The sequence below is a fragment of the Klebsiella sp. ME-303 genome (assembly GCF_007910085.1).
Taxonomy (GTDB): domain Bacteria; phylum Pseudomonadota; class Gammaproteobacteria; order Enterobacterales; family Enterobacteriaceae; genus Klebsiella; species Klebsiella michiganensis.
Genome location: NZ_VOJB01000092.1, coordinates 1 through 18,169, shown reverse-complemented (window position 1 = coordinate 18,169; position 18,169 = coordinate 1). Strand labels below are relative to the sequence as shown.

The following is an 18,169-nucleotide window of genomic DNA, read 5'->3' as shown; positions in this document are numbered from 1 at the left end:
CTCACACCTCCTTTGGGTTGGCCAGGTAGCCGGTGGTATCTCCACACGGTCGGCTGTTGGCGTTAGGTTTAATCACGATACTCGGTTTAGTGAAGTGGGCCGAAGGCAGCGGCGCAACGGCGGCCAGCTGGCCGTGTTTTTGGCGCAGCTCTTCAATCGGGCCGAAATCTAACGCGCGCAGCGGGCAAGATTCCACGCAAATCGGCTTTTTGCCGTCGGCGACGCGCTCGTGGCAGCCGTCGCATTTGGTCATATGACCTTTTGTCGCATTGTACTGCGGCGCGCCGTATGGGCAGGCCATATGGCAATAGCGACAGCCGATACAGACATCTTCATCGACAACGACAAAGCCATCTTCACGTTTATGCATCGCCCCGCTCGGGCAAACTTTGGTGCAGGCCGGATCCTCACAATGGTTGCAGGCAATAGAGAGGTAATAGGCAAAGACGTTTTGCTGCCAGACGCCGTTATCCTCCTGCCAGTCGCCGCCGGCGTATTCGTAGATACGACGGAAGCTCACTTCCGGCGTGAGGTTTTTATAGTCTTTACAAGCCAGTTCGCAGGTTTTGCAACCGGTGCAACGGGCGGAATCAATAAAAAATCCATATTGAGTTGTCATCGGTTACTCCTTACAGCTTTTCAACCTGGACGAGGTTGCTATGCGATGGATTGCCTTTCGCCAGCGGCGACGGGCGTTGGGTGGTCAGCACGTTAATGCAGCCAGCCTGATCCACGCGGCCTGCGTCCGGGTTATACCAGGCCCCCTCACCCAGCGCGACCACGCCCGGTATCATGCGCGGGGTCACTTTGGCCTCGATATGCACTTCACCGCGATCGTTAAAAATGCGGATCCGATCGCCATTGGCGATACCGCGCTTCTGTGCATCAAGCGGGTTGATCCACATCTCCTGACGGCAGGCGGCTTTCAGTACGTCAACGTTGCCGTAGGTGGAGTGCGTGCGGGCTTTATAGTGAAAACCGGTCAGCTGCAGCGGATACTTTTTCGCCAGCGGATCGTCATAGTTTTCAAACCCAGGGCTGTATATCGGCAGCGGATCGATAACATCCTCTTCTTTCAGCTCCCAGGTCGCGGCAATTTCCGCCAGCTGCGCAGAGTAGATTTCAATTTTCCCTGACGGCGTCGTGAGCGGATTGGCGACGGGATCTTCGCGGAAAGCTTTATAGGCAACGTGGTGGCCTTCCGGATCGCGCTGTTTGAAGATTCCCTGCTTGCGGAATTCATCAAACGGCAGCAGCGCCGGGATCGCTTTACGGGATTGCTCATAGAGGTGACGCAGCCACTCTTCCTGAGTGCGGCCTTCGGTGAAACGTTGCTCAACGCCCATGCGCTTCGCCAGCTCCGTGGTCATCTCATAGATGGTTTTGCATTCAAAGCGCGGCTTGATGGCCCGATCGGCAAAAATCACGTATGACATGTTGCCGCAGGAGGCATCGAGGGCAAAATCCATCTGCTCCGAAGCCGTACAGTCCGGCAGCAGAATATCGGCATATTTCGCCGAGGAGGTCATATGGCAATCAATGACCACAATCATCTCGCACTTCTTGTCATCCTGAAGGATGTCATGGGTACGGTTAATCTCTGAATGCTGGTTGACCAGGCAGTTACCGGCATAGTTCCAGACCATTTTAATAGGCACGTCGAGCTTATCTTTGCCGCGCACGCCGTCGCGCAGCGCGGTCATTTCCGTCCCGCGATCAATCGCATCGGTCCACATAAACATGGAAATACTGGTTTCCACCGGATTATCCAGCGTCGGCATACGTTCAAAAGGCAGGGAGTAAGAACCTTCACGTGCGCCGGTATTGCCGCCGTTAATCCCGACGTTGCCGGTTAAGATTGCCAGCATGGAAATCGCGCGGGAAACCAGCTCACCGTTGGCATGACGCTGTGGGCCCCAGCCCTGAGAAATATAGGCAGGTTTAGCGCTGGCGATTTCGCGCGCCAGCTGCACGATACGCGCCTGGGGAATGCCGGTAATCGTCGACGCCCACTCAGGGGTCTTCGCGATACCGTCTTTGCCCTGACCGAGAATATAGGCCTTATAGTGGCCATTGGCCGGCGCCCCTTCCGGCAGCGTTTTCTCGTCATAGCCTACGCAGTACTTGTCGAGGAAAGGCTGGTCAACGAGGTTCTCGTTAATCATCACCCACGCCAACGCGGAGACAAGCGCAGCATCGGTTCCCGGGCGGATAGGGATCCACTCGTCTTCGCGTCCGGCGCCGGTGTCGGTATAGCGTGGATCGATAATAATCAGCCTGGCGTTGGATTTCTCCCGCGCCTGTTCCAGGTAGTAGGTCACTCCGCCGCCGCTCATGCGGGTTTCCCCGGGGTTATTGCCAAACAGCACCACCAGCTTGCTGTTTTCGATATCCGACGGGCTATTGCCATCGGCCCAGCCGCCGTAGGTGTAGTTCAGTCCCGCGGCAATTTGCGCGGTGGAGTAGTCGCCATAATGGTTGAGATAGCCGCCGCAGCAGTTCATCAGGCGGGCAATCAGGGTTTTCCCCGGTGGCCATGAGCGAGTCAAGGTTCCGCCGAGGGTTCCCGTTCCGTAGTTCAGATAGATGGACTCATTACCGTACTCTTTTATCAGGCGCTGCATATTGCTGGCGATAGTATCAAACGCTTCTTCCCAGCTGATTTGCTCGAATTTGCCCTCGCCGCGTTTACCCACGCGCTTCATCGGATATTTCAGGCGGTCCGGGTTGTAGACGCGTCGACGCATCGAGCGGCCGCGCAGACAGGCGCGAACCTGATGCAGACCGTCGTAGCTATCGTCGCCGGTATTGTCCGTTTCAACATATTTTATCTCACCACCCACCACATGCATCCGCAGCGGGCAGCGGCTGCCGCAGTTCACCGTACAGGCGCTCCAGGTGACCGTTTCGCTGGCGGGATTGAGGTTATCTGCGGCTTGGGCAATGCGCGTGAAGGGTAAGGTAAAAGCGCTGCTGGCCATCGCCAGCCCGCCAATCGCCGTGGTTTTCATTAAACCACGCCGGCTCACCTCAGCAGCCAGTAAAGCATCGGAGGTTTTGGTTTTCATAGATACTCGCTTTGGTTGCTCACAATTAACTTAATGCCGTTATATAGTTATATATACAACGAAATTAACCTTTATTAGTTTTTTATCCTGTTTAATCCAAAGGGAGTATCTTCGTAATCGCGAAGGCGATTATTGCCCGGTATCAAGAAGGGGGTAAAAAAAAAGCGCCCGCAGGCGCTTTTGAGAAGAGCGTTGAAAAATCAGCCGATAAATTCAAGGCCGCGCATATACGGGCGCAGAACTTCCGGGATCTCGATGCGACCATCCGCCTGCTGATAGTTTTCCATCACCGCGACCAGCGTACGTCCGACCGCCAGGCCAGAACCGTTCAGCGTGTGTACGAGGCGAGTTTTCTTGTCAGATTTGCTGCGGCAGCGTGCCTGCATGCGACGCGCCTGGAAATCCCAGACGTTGGAGCAGGAAGAGATCTCACGATAGGTATTCTGCGCCGGCACCCACACTTCCAGATCGTAGGTTTTGCATGCGCTGAAGCCCATATCGCCCGTGCACAGAGCCACTTTACGATACGGCAGACCCAGCAGCTGCAGCACTTTCTCGGCGTGGCCGGTCATCTCTTCCAGCGCCGCCATGGAATCTTCCGGACGTACAATCTGCACCATCTCGACTTTGTCGAACTGGTGCATACGGATCAGACCGCGGGTATCGCGGCCGTAAGATCCGGCTTCAGAGCGGAAGCACGGCGTATGCGCGGTCATTTTGATCGGCAGATCGTCTTCATCAATGATTTCATCGCGAACCAGGTTGGTCAGCGGAACTTCCGCCGTCGGGATCAGCGCGTAGTTGCTGCTGTCGGCTTCTTCTTCCAGCGGACGAGTATGGAACAGGTCGCCGGCGAATTTCGGCAGCTGACCGGTACCGTACAGCGTGTCCTGGTTAACCAGATACGGGACGTAGTTTTCGCTGTAGCCGTGCTGTTCGGTATGCAGATCCAGCATAAACTGCGCCAGCGCGCGATGCAGGCGTGCCAGCTGGCCCTTCATGACCACAAAGCGAGAACCGGTCAGCTTCACGGCGGCGGCAAAATCCAGCCCTCCATGCATTTCGCCCAGCGTGACGTGATCGCGAACGTCAAAATCGAACTCACGCGGGGTTCCCCAGCGGCTGACTTCAACGTTGTCGTTTTCGTCGCGACCGGCCGGAACGTCGTCGTGCGGGATATTAGGGATAGCCAGCGCGATATCGCGGATCTCCGCCAGCAGCGCGTCCAGCTCGGTCTTAGCGGCATCAAGCTGCTCGCCGAGTTTGTTCACTTCCAGGCGTAATGGCTCAATATCTTCCCCGCGCGCTTTCGCCTGGCCAATGGATTTCGATCGGGAGTTGCGCTCCGCCTGCAGGTTTTCAGTTTGAACCTGCAGAACTTTACGACGCTCTTCCAGAGCGCGAAGTTTATCTACATCCAGCTTAAAGCCCCGGCGTGCCAGTTTTTCTGCGACTGCGTCTGGCTCGGTACGCAGCAGATTGGGATCGAGCATGCTTATCCTGTGCTTATCGAATTAATAAAAGAAAAATGGCCGCAGAGCGCGACCACGGAAATAGTGTGACAACCTTACCGCAACGCCTCAATTATCGGTAGCGTTTTATCGGGCTATTTTGATCCTGTTCGGTTAACCAGGCGAGCTTTTCGCCTATTTTGCCCTCCAGCCCCCGGTTTGTCGGCTTATAATAGCGCGTTTGCGCCATTTCCTGCGGGAAGTACTGCTCCCCGGCGGCATAAGCATTCGGTTCATCGTGAGCATAGCGATACTCTTGCCCGTAGCCCATCTCTTTCATCAGCTTCGTTGGGGCATTGCGCAAATGAACCGGGACGTCGTAATCGGGACGTTCGCGGGCGTCGGCCATTGCCGCTTTAAACGCGGTGTAAACCGCGTTGCTTTTGGGCGCACAGGCAAGATAAACAATGGCCTGTGCAATCGCCCGTTCGCCTTCCGCCGGTCCGACACGGGTAAAGCAGTCCCATGCGGAGATCGCAACCTGCATCGCGCGCGGATCGGCGTTGCCGACATCTTCCGAGGCAATCGCCAGGCAGCGGCGGGCAACGTAGAGCGGATCGCCGCCGGCGGTAATAATCCGCGCGTACCAGTAGAGGGCGGCGTCCGGGGCGCTGCCGCGAACCGATTTGTGCAGCGCGGAGATTAAATCGTAAAAGCGATCGCCTTTGTTGTCGAAACGCGCGCTGCGCTCACCGGCAATTTCAGTCAGCAGCTCAACTTTCAGCACGCGATTGCCGGAGGCGTCGGCTTCGGCCATATCGGCCATCATTTCCAGCGTATTCAGCGCCCGGCGCGCATCGCCGTTGACAAGGTCGGCGATGGCCTTGCGCGTCTCGTCCGGCAGGACGATATTTTGCCCGCCGTAGCCGCGCGTTTTGTCGCTCATCGCCTGGTTGAGCACCTGCTCGATGTCGTCGCTGGTCAGCGACTTGAGCAGATAAACGCGCGCGCGGGATAACAGCGCGGAATTGAGTTCAAAGGAGGGATTTTCCGTCGTCGCGCCGATAAAGGTGATGGTCCCGTCTTCAATATGCGGCAGAAAGGCGTCCTGCTGGCTTTTATTGAAACGGTGCACTTCGTCGACAAACAGGATCGTGCGGCGACCCGCGTTGCGGTTTTGGCGCGCGCGTTCAATGGCCTCGCGGATCTCTTTCACCCCGGAGGTCACCGCTGAGATACGTTCAACGTCGGCGCTGGCATAGCGCGCAATCACTTCGGCCAGGGTGGTTTTTCCTGTCCCGGGCGGCCCCCAGAGGATCATCGAGTGTAGATGCCCGGCCTCAATCGCCCTCGGTAAGGGTTTACCCGGCGCCAGCAGGTGCTGCTGGCCAATGTACTGCGCTAAATTTTCTGGCCGCATACGTGCGGCCAGAGGTTGAAACGCGTTATCGGAAAAATCGAGCGACAGGTTGCTCACGTTCGCCTCTATTTACGTTGATCGTCCACCGTAACCCCTTGCGGCGGCGTGAAGGTGAACTTAGATGCATCCACGGCACCATTTTGTTGCGATTTCAGCTGATAGCTGCTGCGTTGATCGTCCTGTTCCACGGCGCTGAACTGATGAATCGTACCGTCGCGACCCACGTTGATGGTGAACTGCTTCAGATTACCGCTGCCGTTTTTCGGCGTCAGAACAAAATCGTCACCGTTCTGCTTAATGTTGTAGTTCTGCCAGTCGCTGGCCTGATTGCGGGCAATCAGCATAAACGGCGTGTTGCTGGTCGCATCTTTCAGCCAGGTAGCGGTAGCCTGCTCAACAAACGGGTTGTAAAACCACAGCGTTTTGCCGTCGGACACCAGCACGCTTTCATCCGGCTGGGTCATATGCCAGTTGAACAGATTAGGCCGCTTGACCCACAGGTCCCCCTGCCCGTCCTGCACGGCATTACCGCTGCCGTCGGTGACCTTCTGGGTAAAGCTGGAGTGGAAGCTGCTCACTTTATCAAGGCGGCTTTTTAAATCGCTGGCGGCATCCGCCCATACCTGACTGACGACAAAACTGGACAGTAATGCACAGGTGATTGCGAGTTTTTTCATTGTTATTCCTTAATGTGCGTCACTCCCGACGCGGGAGCCTGGTCTGCTGCTAATGTAGAACGGCCAATGACCGTAAAACAGCAGAACAGGCTGATTTTCACTTATTTACCCAACTTTGCGGTTACTCAAAAGGCGGCGGCGCCAGCACTTCACGGTTACCGTTATGCCCCTGCTCGCTCACGATCCCCTGAGCTTCCATTTGCTCAATGATACGCGCGGCGCGGTTATAGCCAATGCGGAACTGACGCTGTACCCCGGATATGGAGGCTTTGCGTTTTTCCGTGACAAAGTTGACGGCCTGATCGAACAGCGGATCGAGCTCTTCACCGCCCTCGTAGCCACCGCCGCCGCCTTCGCTTTCGCTATCGGAGGTAATGCCATCGACATACTGCGGACGCCCGCGCGCCTTCCAGTCCTGAACGACGGCGTGAACTTCCTCGTCGCGTACAAAAGCGCCGTGGACGCGCACAGGGATCGTCGAGTTAGGCGCGGAGTAGAGCATATCGCCCATTCCCAGCAGAGATTCCGCACCGCCCTGGTCAAGGATAGTACGCGAGTCAATTTTACTCGATACGGTAAAGGCGATACGCGTCGGGATGTTGGCTTTAATCAGGCCGGTGATAACGTCAACCGACGGTCGCTGGGTCGCCAGCACCAGGTGGATCCCCGCGGCGCGCGCTTTCTGCGCCAGGCGCGCAATCAGCTCTTCCACTTTCTTGCCGACGGTCATCATCAGGTCGGCAAACTCATCCACCAGCACCACGATGTAAGGCTCTTTTTTCAGTACCGGATGCGTCGCATCCATACTGTCGCCAGGCTTCCAGTAAGGATCCGGAATGGGCCGTCCCATACGTGCAGCTTCAGCAATCTTCTCGTTATAACCCGCGAGATTACGTACGCCCAGCGCAGACATCAGTTTATACCGACGCTCCATCTCGTTAACGCTCCAGCGCAAAGCATTGGCCGCGTCTTTCATATCCGTCACGACTTCCGTTAACAGATGCGGTATTCCCTCATAGACCGACAGCTCGAGCATTTTCGGGTCAATCATGATGAATTTCACGTCTTCCGGCTGCGCTTTATAGAGCATGCTGAGGATCATGGCGTTGACCCCAACGGATTTACCGGAACCGGTGGTACCCGCCACCAGCAGGTGCGGCATCTTCGCCAGATCGGCGGTGACAGGTTCGCCCGCAATGTCTTTCCCGAGGACCACCGTGAGCGGTGAAGGATTATCGCGGAATTTCGCATTATCCAGCACTTCGCGCAGGTAAACGGTCTGGCGCTTTTTGTTAGGCAGCTCCAGGCCAACGTAGGGTTTACCCGGAATCACTTCCACCACGCGAACCGCCGCAGTGGACAGAGAACGGGCCAGATCGCGCGACAGGTTGGAAATGCGCGCCGCTTTCACGCCCGGAGCCAGATTAAGCTCAAAGCGGGTAATGACCGGGCCAGGTGAGTAGTTCACCACATCGGCTTTAATGCGGAAATCGGCCAGACGAGCTTCAACCAGACGCGCCATTTGCTCAAGCGCAAAGGTATCGATCGGCTCAACTTCAGCCGGTGGCGGCGTGAGCAGGTCAAGCGAGGGCAGCAGCGTCGTCGGCTTCTGTAACGGGCGACTGTCGCCATTGCGCATCAGCAGCGGGTGAATGAGACTTTCCTGCGGCTGCGGGATCGGCTGCTGCGGAGCCTGCTGCTGCGGATAGCTGCCAGGAGCCTGCTGCGGCATCGGCTGATGGTGAACCGGCTGCTGCTGCGCGGGTTGATAAGCCTGCTGCTGCGCATGTTGCGGCGGCTGAGGCATCTGCTGGTGCGGCATCGGCTGCTGTACGGGCTGCGAATGCTGGGCCGGCTGCTGATACTGCGGGGCAGGCTGCTGTACTTCCGGCAACGGCGTGAAGACAGGCTCGCTCGGTGTGTCATCAACTAACGTTTTCATTGGCGAGAATTCATAATCCGCCGCAGAGAACGGATGCGATCCCGGCGGCTGCTCGCTGGCGTAGCGCTGCTGCTGGGAAGCGGCAAACTGACGGGCAAGTTCGGCTTCAGCGGCAGAATCCTCGTCTACATCAGCCTCTTCCGCAGCGTAGCTCTCGCCATAGCGCTGATTTTGCGCAGCCGCGAACTGACGCGCCAGCTCACCCTGCTCAAGCTCTGCAACTTCCTCGTCCGTCAGCGCATCGTCATCATAGTGCTGATGCTCTGCCTGACGCGCACGTTCTTCAGCCAACCGCTGCGAAGGCAGCTTAATGCCATAGGAAGCCAGCTCACGGCGCGTGGGCACGCGAACGCGGTTTGGACGCGGCAATTTCGGGCCTATACCCTCTTTTACCTGCGCACGCGGGCCGCCCGACGCCGGGCTAAATAGCGGCGCGGCGCTGGATGCGGCAGATGCGACGGAGGCCGCCGCGGCGCTAGCAGAGGCCGCCCCGGTGGCCTGATGGACGCCAGCCGCCAGCGCGCTCACCGCGGCAACATCAGCCGCCGGAGCAGGCGGAGGCGAGATCGGCTTTGTCGCAACCGGACTGACCGGCTCCGGAATCGGCTGATACCATGCGGCAAGCTGCTCGCGTTCACGCGCGCGTTTCTCTTCCACTTCTTCGAAGTAGTACATCGGCGGACGCTGAGGCTTCACCTCCTCTTGCGGAGGCTCAGGCTCAACGGAGGCGGCGTAAGGCTCAGGCTGCTGTACCGGGGCCTGTTCCGGCTGGTACGCGTGCTGCGGCTGGTAAGCCGGTTCCGGCTGGTACGCATGCTGCGGCTGGTAAGCCGGTTCCGGCTGATACGCTGGCTGCTGTACCGGCGCCTGTTCCGGCTGGTACGCATGCTGCGGCGGGTAAGCCGGTTCCGGCTGATACGCTGGCTGCTGTACCGGGGCCTGCTCCGGCTGATACGCATGCTGCGGCTGGTAAGCCGGTTCCGGCTGATATGCTGGCTGCTGTACCGGCGCCTGTTCCGGCTGGTAAGCATGCTGCGGCTGGTAAGTCGGTTCCGGCTGATACGCTGACTGCTGTACCGGCGCCTGCTCTGGCTGGTACGCATGCTGCGGCTGGTAAGCCGGTTCTGGCTGATATGCTGGCTGCTGTACCGGTGCCTGTTCCGGATGATAGACCGGCTGAGCCTCATACCCTGGCAGCGGTTCAGACCATGCCTGCGGCGCAGCGGTATCCTGCGCGGCCAAAGCTACCGGATCGGCAATGCTATGACCGTTTAACAGAGGATCGTAGGGGTCAAAATCGCCGGGACGTGCCGCACTGACGCCGGAGAACAGAACATCATCAGCATTTGCCGGACGCGCTGCGCTGGAGCCAGAAAAAAGGACATCGTCAGCGGCAACAGGCGCACCGCCGGCGCTGTACTGAACCTCGTCTTCGGCGTCATCCATCCGTTTACCCGAGAACAGCGCCGCATCGGTCTTACGTCCCATCGGATTAGAGAACTTCTCAGCCAGACGCTGGCGGCGAGCTAAGGCGCTGCGTAAAATTCGCGCCCGTCGAGAACCCTGCGGCTTCGCGGGTTCATCATCTTCATATTCTTCTTCATCATCTTCATATTCCCCTTCATCAACCCAGGTATCGTCACGACGAGTACGGTTGCTGGCAAACGTGAGAATAGAAAGAATCGCACCGCCGAGTTTTTCAGCAATGCTAACCCAGGACCAGCCGGTAAATAGCGTCAGTCCTGCCGCCCAGATGCAGAGCAGCGCGATTGTGCCGCCGCTGCTGTGCAGCAGCGGTTGCAGGGTGGTGCTCAGCAGGCTGCCGATCACGCCGCCGGAGGCGAAATACCAGATATCATCAGCGTTGATTGCCGCCAGACCGCAGGAAGTGAGGATCAGCGCCAGCGCGCCAATTAAACGCAGCGAGACGGCGAAATAGTCGATGTACTCGTCGTTTTCCTGATGACGCCAGGCAAACCAGCAGCCGCCGATAATGATGACCGGAATGGTATAGGCCATTACGCCAAAAATAAAAAATAGCGTATCGGCAAGCCAGGCTCCCGGCGTCCCACCTATGTTGTGAATAGGCTCATGCCACGCCGTTTGCGACCAGCTAGGATCCGAGGGATTAAAGCTGAGTAAGGCCGCCATCAACCAGATGGCAAAAAGGGAGCAAAGAATGAGTAACGCCTCAAGGAGCCGGCGTCCGCTACTCAGCTTTGTGAATTTGACTTCTTTGTCTTCAGTGTATTCCTGGCTCAAGAAAGGCTCTCCAGGTATCAGGCTGTTTCCTGCCTTCGGCTAAAACGGACAACAGTGCCGGGTCTCCCCGGCACTGTTGCTGTATGGATTAACAGGAGTGTAATCAAACTACATCGATTTTGCACCTGTTCCGTGTTAGCGCGTCTTGATTACCAGACGATTACTCTGCTTGACTTCTTCCATTACCACATAGGTACGGGTGTCATTTACGCCCGGCAGGCGCAGCAAGGTCTCGCCCAGTAATTTACGATACGCTGACATATCCGGTACGCGGGTTTTCAACAGGTAGTCAAAATCCCCGGAAACCAGATGACACTCTTGAATTTCTTCAAGTTTTTGCACAGCGGAGTTAAATTGCTCAAACACATCCGGCGCGCCACGATTCAGAGTAATCTCAACAAATACCAGAAGTGATGCATCCAGATAGTGCGGGTTGAGCAGCGCTGTATAGCCCTGAATAAAACCCTGTCTTTCCAGTCGACGCACGCGCTCAAGGCAAGGCGTCGGAGAAAGTCCCACCCGTTTAGAAAGCTCGACGTTGGAAATACGCCCGTCTTTTTGCAATTCATTCAATATATTACGATCAATGCGGTCGAGATCTTTGCCAGGGCGCTTCTTGCTATCTACCATTATTATTGTCTCTCTGTATTCCTTCCCTACTCCTGTTCCGACTCTGAGCCTTCACTGCCAGAGTCCATCCTGTTATCACCCGTACGACGTTGGGTAACCCAGGGGTACGTGAGAAGCCCGTTGCCTGACGGCAGTCACCGACATCACGCATGGCGTCTGTCCACACCATGCGTAGATTTCGCTAACCCGGATAAAAATGGCATTTGCGTGCATGAAAATTCGCCACACGCGAAACACTGCTTTTCTTCTTCCATGAATGTTTTCGCAAAAGCACAGGGGATTGTCAAAGCAAAACATCGATTTTTAGTACAAGATGCCAGATATTCATAATCCTCCCCGGTTGATTCTCATGTTTTCCTCTTATAATTGTCTCGCTAACAGTAGAATTAGTTATATTCTTCGTTCGTTAAATCGCCGATTAATCGGCAGCTTCTATTGCACATATCGTTAACAAAACCGCCGCGCTCTTTTTTTACGTCCACAAATTCCCTACAATCCAGCCCATGTATGCCAATAAATTATGAGGATCTCATGGGCACGGCCAAACACAGTAAACTGCTTATCCTTGGTTCTGGACCTGCGGGATACACCGCTGCGGTCTACGCAGCGCGCGCAAATCTGCAGCCGGTACTGATTACCGGAATGGAAAAAGGCGGTCAGCTGACCACCACCACGGAAGTGGAAAACTGGCCAGGCGATCCTAACGATCTGACCGGACCGCTGCTGATGGAGCGCATGCATGAACATGCCACCAAATTTGAAACCGAAATTATTTTCGATCATATCAACAGCGTTGACCTGCAAAACCGTCCGTTCCGTCTGGTCGGCGACAGCGGCGAATACACCTGCGATGCCCTGATTATTGCCACCGGCGCTTCAGCACGCTATCTGGGTCTTCCCTCGGAAGAAGCGTTTAAGGGCCGCGGCGTGTCTGCCTGCGCGACCTGCGACGGTTTCTTCTATCGTAACCAAAAGGTTGCCGTCATCGGCGGCGGCAATACGGCCGTCGAAGAAGCGCTCTACCTGTCTAACATTGCTTCCGAAGTGCATTTGATCCACCGTCGTGACGGCTTCCGCGCGGAAAAAATCCTTATTAAACGCCTGATGGACAAAGTGGAGAGCGGCAATATCGTGCTGCACACCCACCGTACGCTGGAAGAAGTGACCGGCGACCAGATGGGCGTAAGCGGCTTGCGTCTGCGCGATACCCAGAATGCGGACAACGTTGAATCCCTCGAGGTTGCTGGGCTGTTCGTGGCTATCGGCCACAGCCCGAACACGGCAATTTTCGCCGGTCAGCTGGAGCTGGAAAACGGCTACATTAAAGTCCAGTCCGGCATCCACGGCAACGCTACCCAGACCAGCATCCCGGGCGTCTTCGCCGCCGGCGACGTGATGGATCATATCTACCGTCAGGCGATTACTTCTGCGGGTACCGGCTGCATGGCGGCGCTGGACGCGGAGCGCTATCTGGATGGTTTAGCCGACGCTTGCAAATAATCTTTACAAGTCAGTAACAAAGGTAAAGAAGGCGACGAAAAGTCGCCTTTATTTTTGCCTCGTTGTAACATTGCCGTGCCCAAAAAACTCATAACTACACCTGCTAAGCGCGCAATGAATAAAACCCGTCAACAAGAGTTAACCCGTTGGTTAAAAGATCAAAGCATTATCTCCCGTCGCTGGTTGATGATTTCCCGCGTATTGGGCGTCGTTAGCGGCCTGTTGATCGTCGCCCAGGCCTGGTTCCTGGCGAGGATCCTCCATCGCATGATTATGGAAAATATCCCCGCAACGGCGCTGCTGCTGCCCTTTACGCTACTGGTGCTGGTCTTTGTGCTGCGCGCCTGGGTGGTCTGGCTGCGTGAAAGAGTGGGTTTTCAGGCCGGTCAACATATCCGCCTTGAGATCCGCCGTCAGGTTCTGGATCGTTTACAGCAGGCGGGACCGGCGTGGATACAGGGCAAACCTGCGGGTAGCTGGGCCACGCTGATCCTTGAGCAGATCGACGATATGCATGACTACTATGCTCGCTATTTGCCGCAGATGACGCTGGCCGCCTCTGTACCGTTGCTGATTGTTATTACGATTTTCCCCATCAACTGGGCCGCGGCGCTGATTCTGCTGGGTACCGCACCGCTTATTCCGCTGTTTATGGCGCTGGTGGGAATGGGCGCGGCTGATGCCAACCGCCGCAACTTTCTCGCTCTGGCGCGTTTAAGCGGCCATTTTCTCGATCGCCTGCGCGGTATGGAAACGCTGCGTATTTTTCATCGCGGCGAAGCGGAGACGGACAACATACGCGAGGCCTCGCAGGATTTCCGCCAGCGAACAATGGAAGTGCTGCGCCTGGCGTTTCTCTCCTCCGGTGTCCTGGAGTTTTTCACCTCGCTGTCGATTGCGCTGGTCGCCGTTTACTTTGGTTTTTCCTATCTGGGAGAGCTCAACTTTGGCCATTACGGCGCCGGGGTGACGTTGATGTCCGGTTTCCTCGCCCTGATTCTGGCTCCTGAGTTTTTCCAGCCACTGCGCGATTTAGGTACCTTTTATCATGCGAAAGCGCAGGCGATTGGCGCCGCCGATAGCCTGAAGACCTTTATGGAAGCGCCGCTAGCGCAGGCAGAGCGTGGGGAAAAGGCATTAAAAGATGATGAAACGGTAAGCCTTGAAGCTCGCGACCTGCTGATTAAGTCTCCCGAAGGGAAAGTGCTGGCCGGGCCGCTGAATTTTTCCCTGCGCGCCGGTGAACGCGTGGTGCTGGTTGGGCAAAGCGGCTCGGGCAAAAGCTCGCTACTGAATACGTTAACGGGTTTTCTTCCCTATGACGGCTCGCTCAAGGTCAATGGCGTCGAGTTAAAGAGTCTGGATGCCGACCGCTGGCGTCGTCTCCTGAGCTGGGTCGGGCAAAATCCACAGCTGCCCGCGGCGACGCTGCGCGAAAACGTCCTGCTCTCCTGCCCTGAAGCCACCGAAGCGCAGCTGCAGCTTGCGCTGGATAAAGCCTGGGTTAGCGAGTTCGTCTCTCTTCTGCCGCAGGGTATTAATACGCCTGTTGGCGATCAGGCCGGCCGGCTGTCGGTCGGGCAGGCTCAGCGCGTCGCCGTCGCACGAGCGCTGCTGGTGCCCTGTCGTCTGCTGCTGCTTGATGAGCCTGCCGCCAGCCTTGACGCGCATAGCGAACAGCGCGTGATGCAGGCGCTGACCAATGCATCAACGCAGCAAACCACGTTAATGGTTACCCATCAGCTGGAAGGACTGGCGAACTGGGATGCGATCTGGGTTATGCAGGATGGTCGAATTGTTGAGCAAGGCAGCTATTCGCAGCTGGCGGCCGCTGGCGGCCCCTTCGCGACCCTGCTCGCTCATCGTCAGGAGGAGATTTAAATGCGCGCATTATGGCCTTACCTGGCGCTGTACAAACGACACAAATGGCTGTTGCTGCTCGGTATCGTGCTGGCGATCGTGACGCTGCTGGCCAGCATTGGCTTATTAACGCTATCCGGCTGGTTCCTGTCGGCATCAGCCGTCGTTGGCGTGGCGGGCATCTACAGCTTTAACTATATGCTGCCAGCCGCGGGCGTGCGCGGCGCGGCAATTATTCGCACCGCGGGCCGCTACTTTGAGCGTCTGGTCAGCCATGACGCCACCTTCCGCGTTCTGCAACACCTGCGGGTCTTTACCTTCAGTAAGCTGCTGCCGCTCTCCCCCGCCGGACTGGCGCGTTTTCGTCAGGGTGAGCTGCTTAACCGGGTGGTTGCAGATGTCGATACCCTGGATCATCTCTATTTGCGCGTCATATCACCGCTGGTAGGCGCGCTGGTGGTGATCCTGGTCGTCACCGTAGGGTTGAGCGTGCTGGACGTCACTCTGGCCCTGACCCTCGGTGGTATTATGCTGCTCACCCTGCTGGTGATGCCGCCGCTGTTCTATCGCGCAGGTAAACCCGCAGGTGAAAGCATAACCCGGCTTCGCGGGCAATATCGCCAGCATCTGACCTCATGGCTCCAGGGACAGGCGGAACTCATGCTGTTCAACGCCAGCGACCGCTACCGGCAGCAAATGGAAAAAACGGAAGCGCGCTGGCTGGATGCGCAGCGTCGCCAGGCTGAGCTCACCGCGCTCTCTCAGGCGCTGATGCTGCTGATTGGCGGAATTGCGGTTATCGCTATGCTGTGGCTCGCCTCCGCGGGCGTTGGCGGCGATACTCAGCCAGGGGCGCTGATTGCGCTGTTTGTCTTCTGCGCGCTGGCGGCGTTTGAAGCGCTGGCGCCGGTAACCGGCGCATTTCAGCATTTAGGGCAGGTGATCGCCTCCGCAAAGCGCATCACGCAAATTACCGAGCAAGAGCCGGAAGTGGCCTTCCCTCAGGGCGAAGGCCAGACGCTGGATCGCGTCTCGTTACGCTTACATCAGGTCACCTTCAGCTATCCGCAGCAGCCCTCCCCCGCGCTGGAGAAAGTGTCATTGCAGATCGAGGCCGGAGAGCATATCGCCATCCTCGGACGAACAGGCTGCGGTAAATCGACCCTGTTGCAGCTGCTGACCCGTGCCTGGGATCCGGCTGAAGGGGAAATATTACTCAACAATCAGCCGCTGGGGCAGTTTAATGAGGCGACGCTGCGCCGGGCGATGAGCGTCGTGCCGCAGCGCGTGCATCTGTTCAGCGCTACGCTGCGCGACAACCTGCTGCTGGCTTCTCCCGGAGCCAGCGATGCCCGGCTTGCCCAAACGCTTGAACGCGTCGGCTTAGCGAAATTACTGGAAGATAGCGGTCTGAACAGCTGGCTGGGTGAAGGCGGTCGTCAGCTTTCCGGCGGCGAGCTGCGCAGGCTGGCTATCGCCCGCGCCCTGCTTCACGATGCGCCTCTCATGCTGCTTGATGAGCCCACTGAAGGCCTCGATGCGACGACCGAAAGTCAAATCCTTGATTTACTGGCGGAAGTGATGCGTGAAAAAACCGTGTTAATGGTAACCCATCGTCTGCGCGGACTGGCGCGTTTTAATCAGATAATAGTCATGGACAACGGGAAGATTATTGAGCAAGGTAGTCACGCAGAACTGCTGGCTGAACAGGGGCGTTACTACCAGTTTAAGCAGCGCCTGTAGGCTACTATTGAATCATTGCCTGATGCGTTGAGGTAAAAATGCGGCTGGTTCAGCTCTCTCATCATTCCATCGCCTTCCCCTCCCCGGAAGGCGCTTTACGCGAACCTAATGGCCTGCTAGCGCTGGGCGGCGATCTTAGCCCGGCGCGTTTACTGATGGCCTATCAGCGCGGTATTTTTCCGTGGTTTTCGCCCGGCGACCCTATTTTGTGGTGGTCCCCCGATCCGCGAGCAGTGCTGTGGCCAGAGAAATTTCATCTCAGCCGCAGTATGAAGCGTTTCCATCAGCGCTCGCCTTATCGCGTCACGCTGAATCATGCCTTTGGTCAGGTTATCGAGGGCTGCGCCGACCATCGCGATGAGGGAACATGGATAACGCCGGGGATCGTTCAGGCATACCACCAGCTGCATGAGCTGGGACATGCTCATTCTGTTGAAGTATGGCAGGGAAAGGAATTAGTCGGCGGGATGTACGGCGTCGCGCAGGGCGCGCTGTTTTGCGGAGAGTCGATGTTCAGCCGTGCCGAAAACGCCTCTAAAACCGCGCTGCTGGTCTTTAGCCAGATATTTTCGCAGGATGGCGGAAAATTAATCGATTGTCAGGTGCTGAATAAGCATACGGCGTCGCTGGGCGCAGTGGAAATTCCCCGCCGCGATTACCTCGACTATCTTTCCGTGCTGCGGACGTATCGTCTGCCGGAGCGATTCTGGGTACCAAGGGTGCTATTTGCAGGAGAAGCATAAATGTTTTCAGCACATTTTTTGTTGGGATGTTATAATTGCGCGGTAGAGTAGCTTCTGCCCGTTGCCCCGCCGCCGTTTGGGAATAATAAGAGTCAGATAACACCCATTGTTCTGTCACTCCCCCTTTACGTTTGCGCCTGTCACCCGGTTTATCCGCGTGAATTACGGGTAATGCGCCAAAACTACTTCGGCGATTTGACGTAAAACTTTACATACTTGCTGAACTTCGGCATTATCTTGCCGGTTCAAAACTACGGTAGTGATACCCCAGAGGACTAGATGGCCAAAGAAGACAATATTGAAATGCAGGGCACCGTACTTGATACGCTGCCTAACACTATGTTCCGCGTAGAACTGGAAAACGGTCACGTGGTAACTGCGCATATTTCCGGTAAAATGCGTAAAAACTACATCCGCATTCTGACGGGCGACAAAGTGACTGTTGAGCTGACCCCGTACGACCTGAGCAAAGGCCGCATTGTCTTCCGTAGTCGCTGATCGTTTTCGCGCTTAGCGCGCCAGATGCTGAAGGCCGGGATAATTCCCGGTCTTTTCATTTTATATTCCTGCCTGATACCATTATTTAGTTATAAACTCACGCTATTCATGACCGTAGCTCTCTGTGAGAGCAAGCTTCGAATTATCTTTCTATAACCATATGCTTAATCCACCATAAGCTGCCTGTACGGCAGTGAAGTAGAGCCATAACCTGTCGCATTGGCTGTCCAGTTTCTAAGCTGCCTGCACGGCAGTGAACTGAAACCAAAACAACGTAAAAGATTGATTTAAAATCAAAAAAAACCTCACTCTCATCAACACCCTTTTCCGCCCCTTATATAACTAGCTTGTAAAATCAACAAGATAGCCTCATCA

The 18,169-nt window shown here is 56.4% G+C and carries 12 protein-coding genes; 5 read left to right on the top strand and 7 right to left on the bottom strand.

Annotated features, from left to right (window positions below; genetic code table 11):
* Window position 1: 1 nt before the first annotated feature.
* From FQK12_RS21000 to lrp, 7 genes are all read right to left on the bottom strand, one after another.
* On the bottom strand, window positions 2–619 hold the full coding sequence (locus tag FQK12_RS21000; RefSeq protein WP_009653301.1) for a DMSO/selenate family reductase complex B subunit: 618 nt from the start codon (window positions 617–619) through the stop codon (window positions 2–4).
* Window positions 620–629: 10 nt separating this feature from the next.
* Window positions 630–3,068 carry a dimethylsulfoxide reductase subunit A gene (dmsA, locus tag FQK12_RS20995; RefSeq protein ID WP_014228629.1) on the bottom strand — a complete coding sequence of 813 codons (2,439 nt, stop codon included), beginning with the start codon at window positions 3,066–3,068 and terminating at the stop codon, window positions 630–632.
* Between the two features lie 200 nt (window positions 3,069–3,268).
* Window positions 3,269–4,561 carry a serine--tRNA ligase gene (serS, locus tag FQK12_RS20990; RefSeq protein WP_009653254.1) on the bottom strand — a complete coding sequence of 431 codons (1,293 nt, stop codon included), beginning with the start codon at window positions 4,559–4,561 and terminating at the stop codon, window positions 3,269–3,271.
* A gap of 91 nt (window positions 4,562–4,652) precedes the next feature.
* Window positions 4,653–5,996 carry a replication-associated recombination protein RarA gene (rarA, locus tag FQK12_RS20985; RefSeq protein ID WP_004849446.1) on the bottom strand — a complete coding sequence of 448 codons (1,344 nt, stop codon included), beginning with the start codon at window positions 5,994–5,996 and terminating at the stop codon, window positions 4,653–4,655.
* An 8-nt stretch (window positions 5,997–6,004) separates the two neighbouring features.
* A complete protein-coding gene (lolA, locus tag FQK12_RS20980; protein WP_004130911.1) occupies window positions 6,005–6,616 on the bottom strand; it encodes an outer membrane lipoprotein chaperone LolA in 612 nt (203 codons plus the stop codon).
* A gap of 121 nt (window positions 6,617–6,737) precedes the next feature.
* Complete coding sequence (ftsK, locus tag FQK12_RS20975; protein WP_064387495.1) at window positions 6,738–10,820, bottom strand: DNA translocase FtsK; 4,083 nt, start codon at window positions 10,818–10,820, stop codon at window positions 6,738–6,740.
* A 135-nt stretch (window positions 10,821–10,955) separates the two neighbouring features.
* Window positions 10,956–11,450, bottom strand: a complete 495-nt coding sequence (gene lrp, locus FQK12_RS20970; protein WP_002439523.1) for a leucine-responsive transcriptional regulator Lrp — start codon at window positions 11,448–11,450, stop codon at window positions 10,956–10,958.
* 531 nt (window positions 11,451–11,981) lie between these two features.
* On the opposite strand from lrp, the gene trxB reads away from it, so the two are divergent.
* From trxB to infA, 5 genes are all read left to right on the top strand, one after another.
* Window positions 11,982–12,950: a thioredoxin-disulfide reductase gene (gene trxB / locus FQK12_RS20965; RefSeq protein ID WP_004849433.1), complete on the top strand. Its 969-nt coding sequence runs from the start codon at window positions 11,982–11,984 to the stop codon at window positions 12,948–12,950.
* A 114-nt stretch (window positions 12,951–13,064) separates the two neighbouring features.
* A complete protein-coding gene (gene cydD / locus FQK12_RS20960) occupies window positions 13,065–14,831 on the top strand; it encodes a heme ABC transporter permease/ATP-binding protein CydD (protein WP_014228628.1) in 1,767 nt (588 codons plus the stop codon).
* The gene (cydC, locus tag FQK12_RS20955; RefSeq protein WP_014228627.1) at window positions 14,832–16,553 is read left to right on the top strand and encodes a heme ABC transporter ATP-binding protein/permease CydC; all 1,722 of its coding nucleotides are present in this window, start codon (window positions 14,832–14,834) and stop codon (window positions 16,551–16,553) included.
* 38 nt (window positions 16,554–16,591) lie between these two features.
* Window positions 16,592–17,296: a leucyl/phenylalanyl-tRNA--protein transferase gene (aat, locus tag FQK12_RS20950; protein WP_009653303.1), complete on the top strand. Its 705-nt coding sequence runs from the start codon at window positions 16,592–16,594 to the stop codon at window positions 17,294–17,296.
* Between the two features lie 279 nt (window positions 17,297–17,575).
* A complete protein-coding gene (infA, locus tag FQK12_RS20940; protein WP_002211347.1) occupies window positions 17,576–17,794 on the top strand; it encodes a translation initiation factor IF-1 in 219 nt (72 codons plus the stop codon).
* Window positions 17,795–18,169: the final 375 nt, after the last annotated feature.

Bases quoted from the DNA above. Each gene is read 5' to 3' on its own strand.
- FQK12_RS21000 (WP_009653301.1), bottom strand. From the start codon at position 619: ATGACAACTCAATATGGATTTTTTATTGATTCCGCCCGTTGCACCGGT.
- dmsA (WP_014228629.1), bottom strand. From the start codon at position 3,068: ATGAAAACCAAAACCTCCGATGCTTTACTGGCTGCTGAGGTGAGCCGG.
- serS (WP_009653254.1), bottom strand. From the start codon at position 4,561: ATGCTCGATCCCAATCTGCTGCGTACCGAGCCAGACGCAGTCGCAGAA.
- lolA (WP_004130911.1), bottom strand. From the start codon at position 6,616: ATGAAAAAACTCGCAATCACCTGTGCATTACTGTCCAGTTTTGTCGTC.
- lrp (WP_002439523.1), bottom strand. From the start codon at position 11,450: ATGGTAGATAGCAAGAAGCGCCCTGGCAAAGATCTCGACCGCATTGAT.
- trxB (WP_004849433.1), top strand. From the start codon at position 11,982: ATGGGCACGGCCAAACACAGTAAACTGCTTATCCTTGGTTCTGGACCT.
- cydD (WP_014228628.1), top strand. From the start codon at position 13,065: ATGAATAAAACCCGTCAACAAGAGTTAACCCGTTGGTTAAAAGATCAA.
- cydC (WP_014228627.1), top strand. From the start codon at position 14,832: ATGCGCGCATTATGGCCTTACCTGGCGCTGTACAAACGACACAAATGG.
- aat (WP_009653303.1), top strand. From the start codon at position 16,592: ATGCGGCTGGTTCAGCTCTCTCATCATTCCATCGCCTTCCCCTCCCCG.
- infA (WP_002211347.1), top strand. From the start codon at position 17,576: ATGGCCAAAGAAGACAATATTGAAATGCAGGGCACCGTACTTGATACG.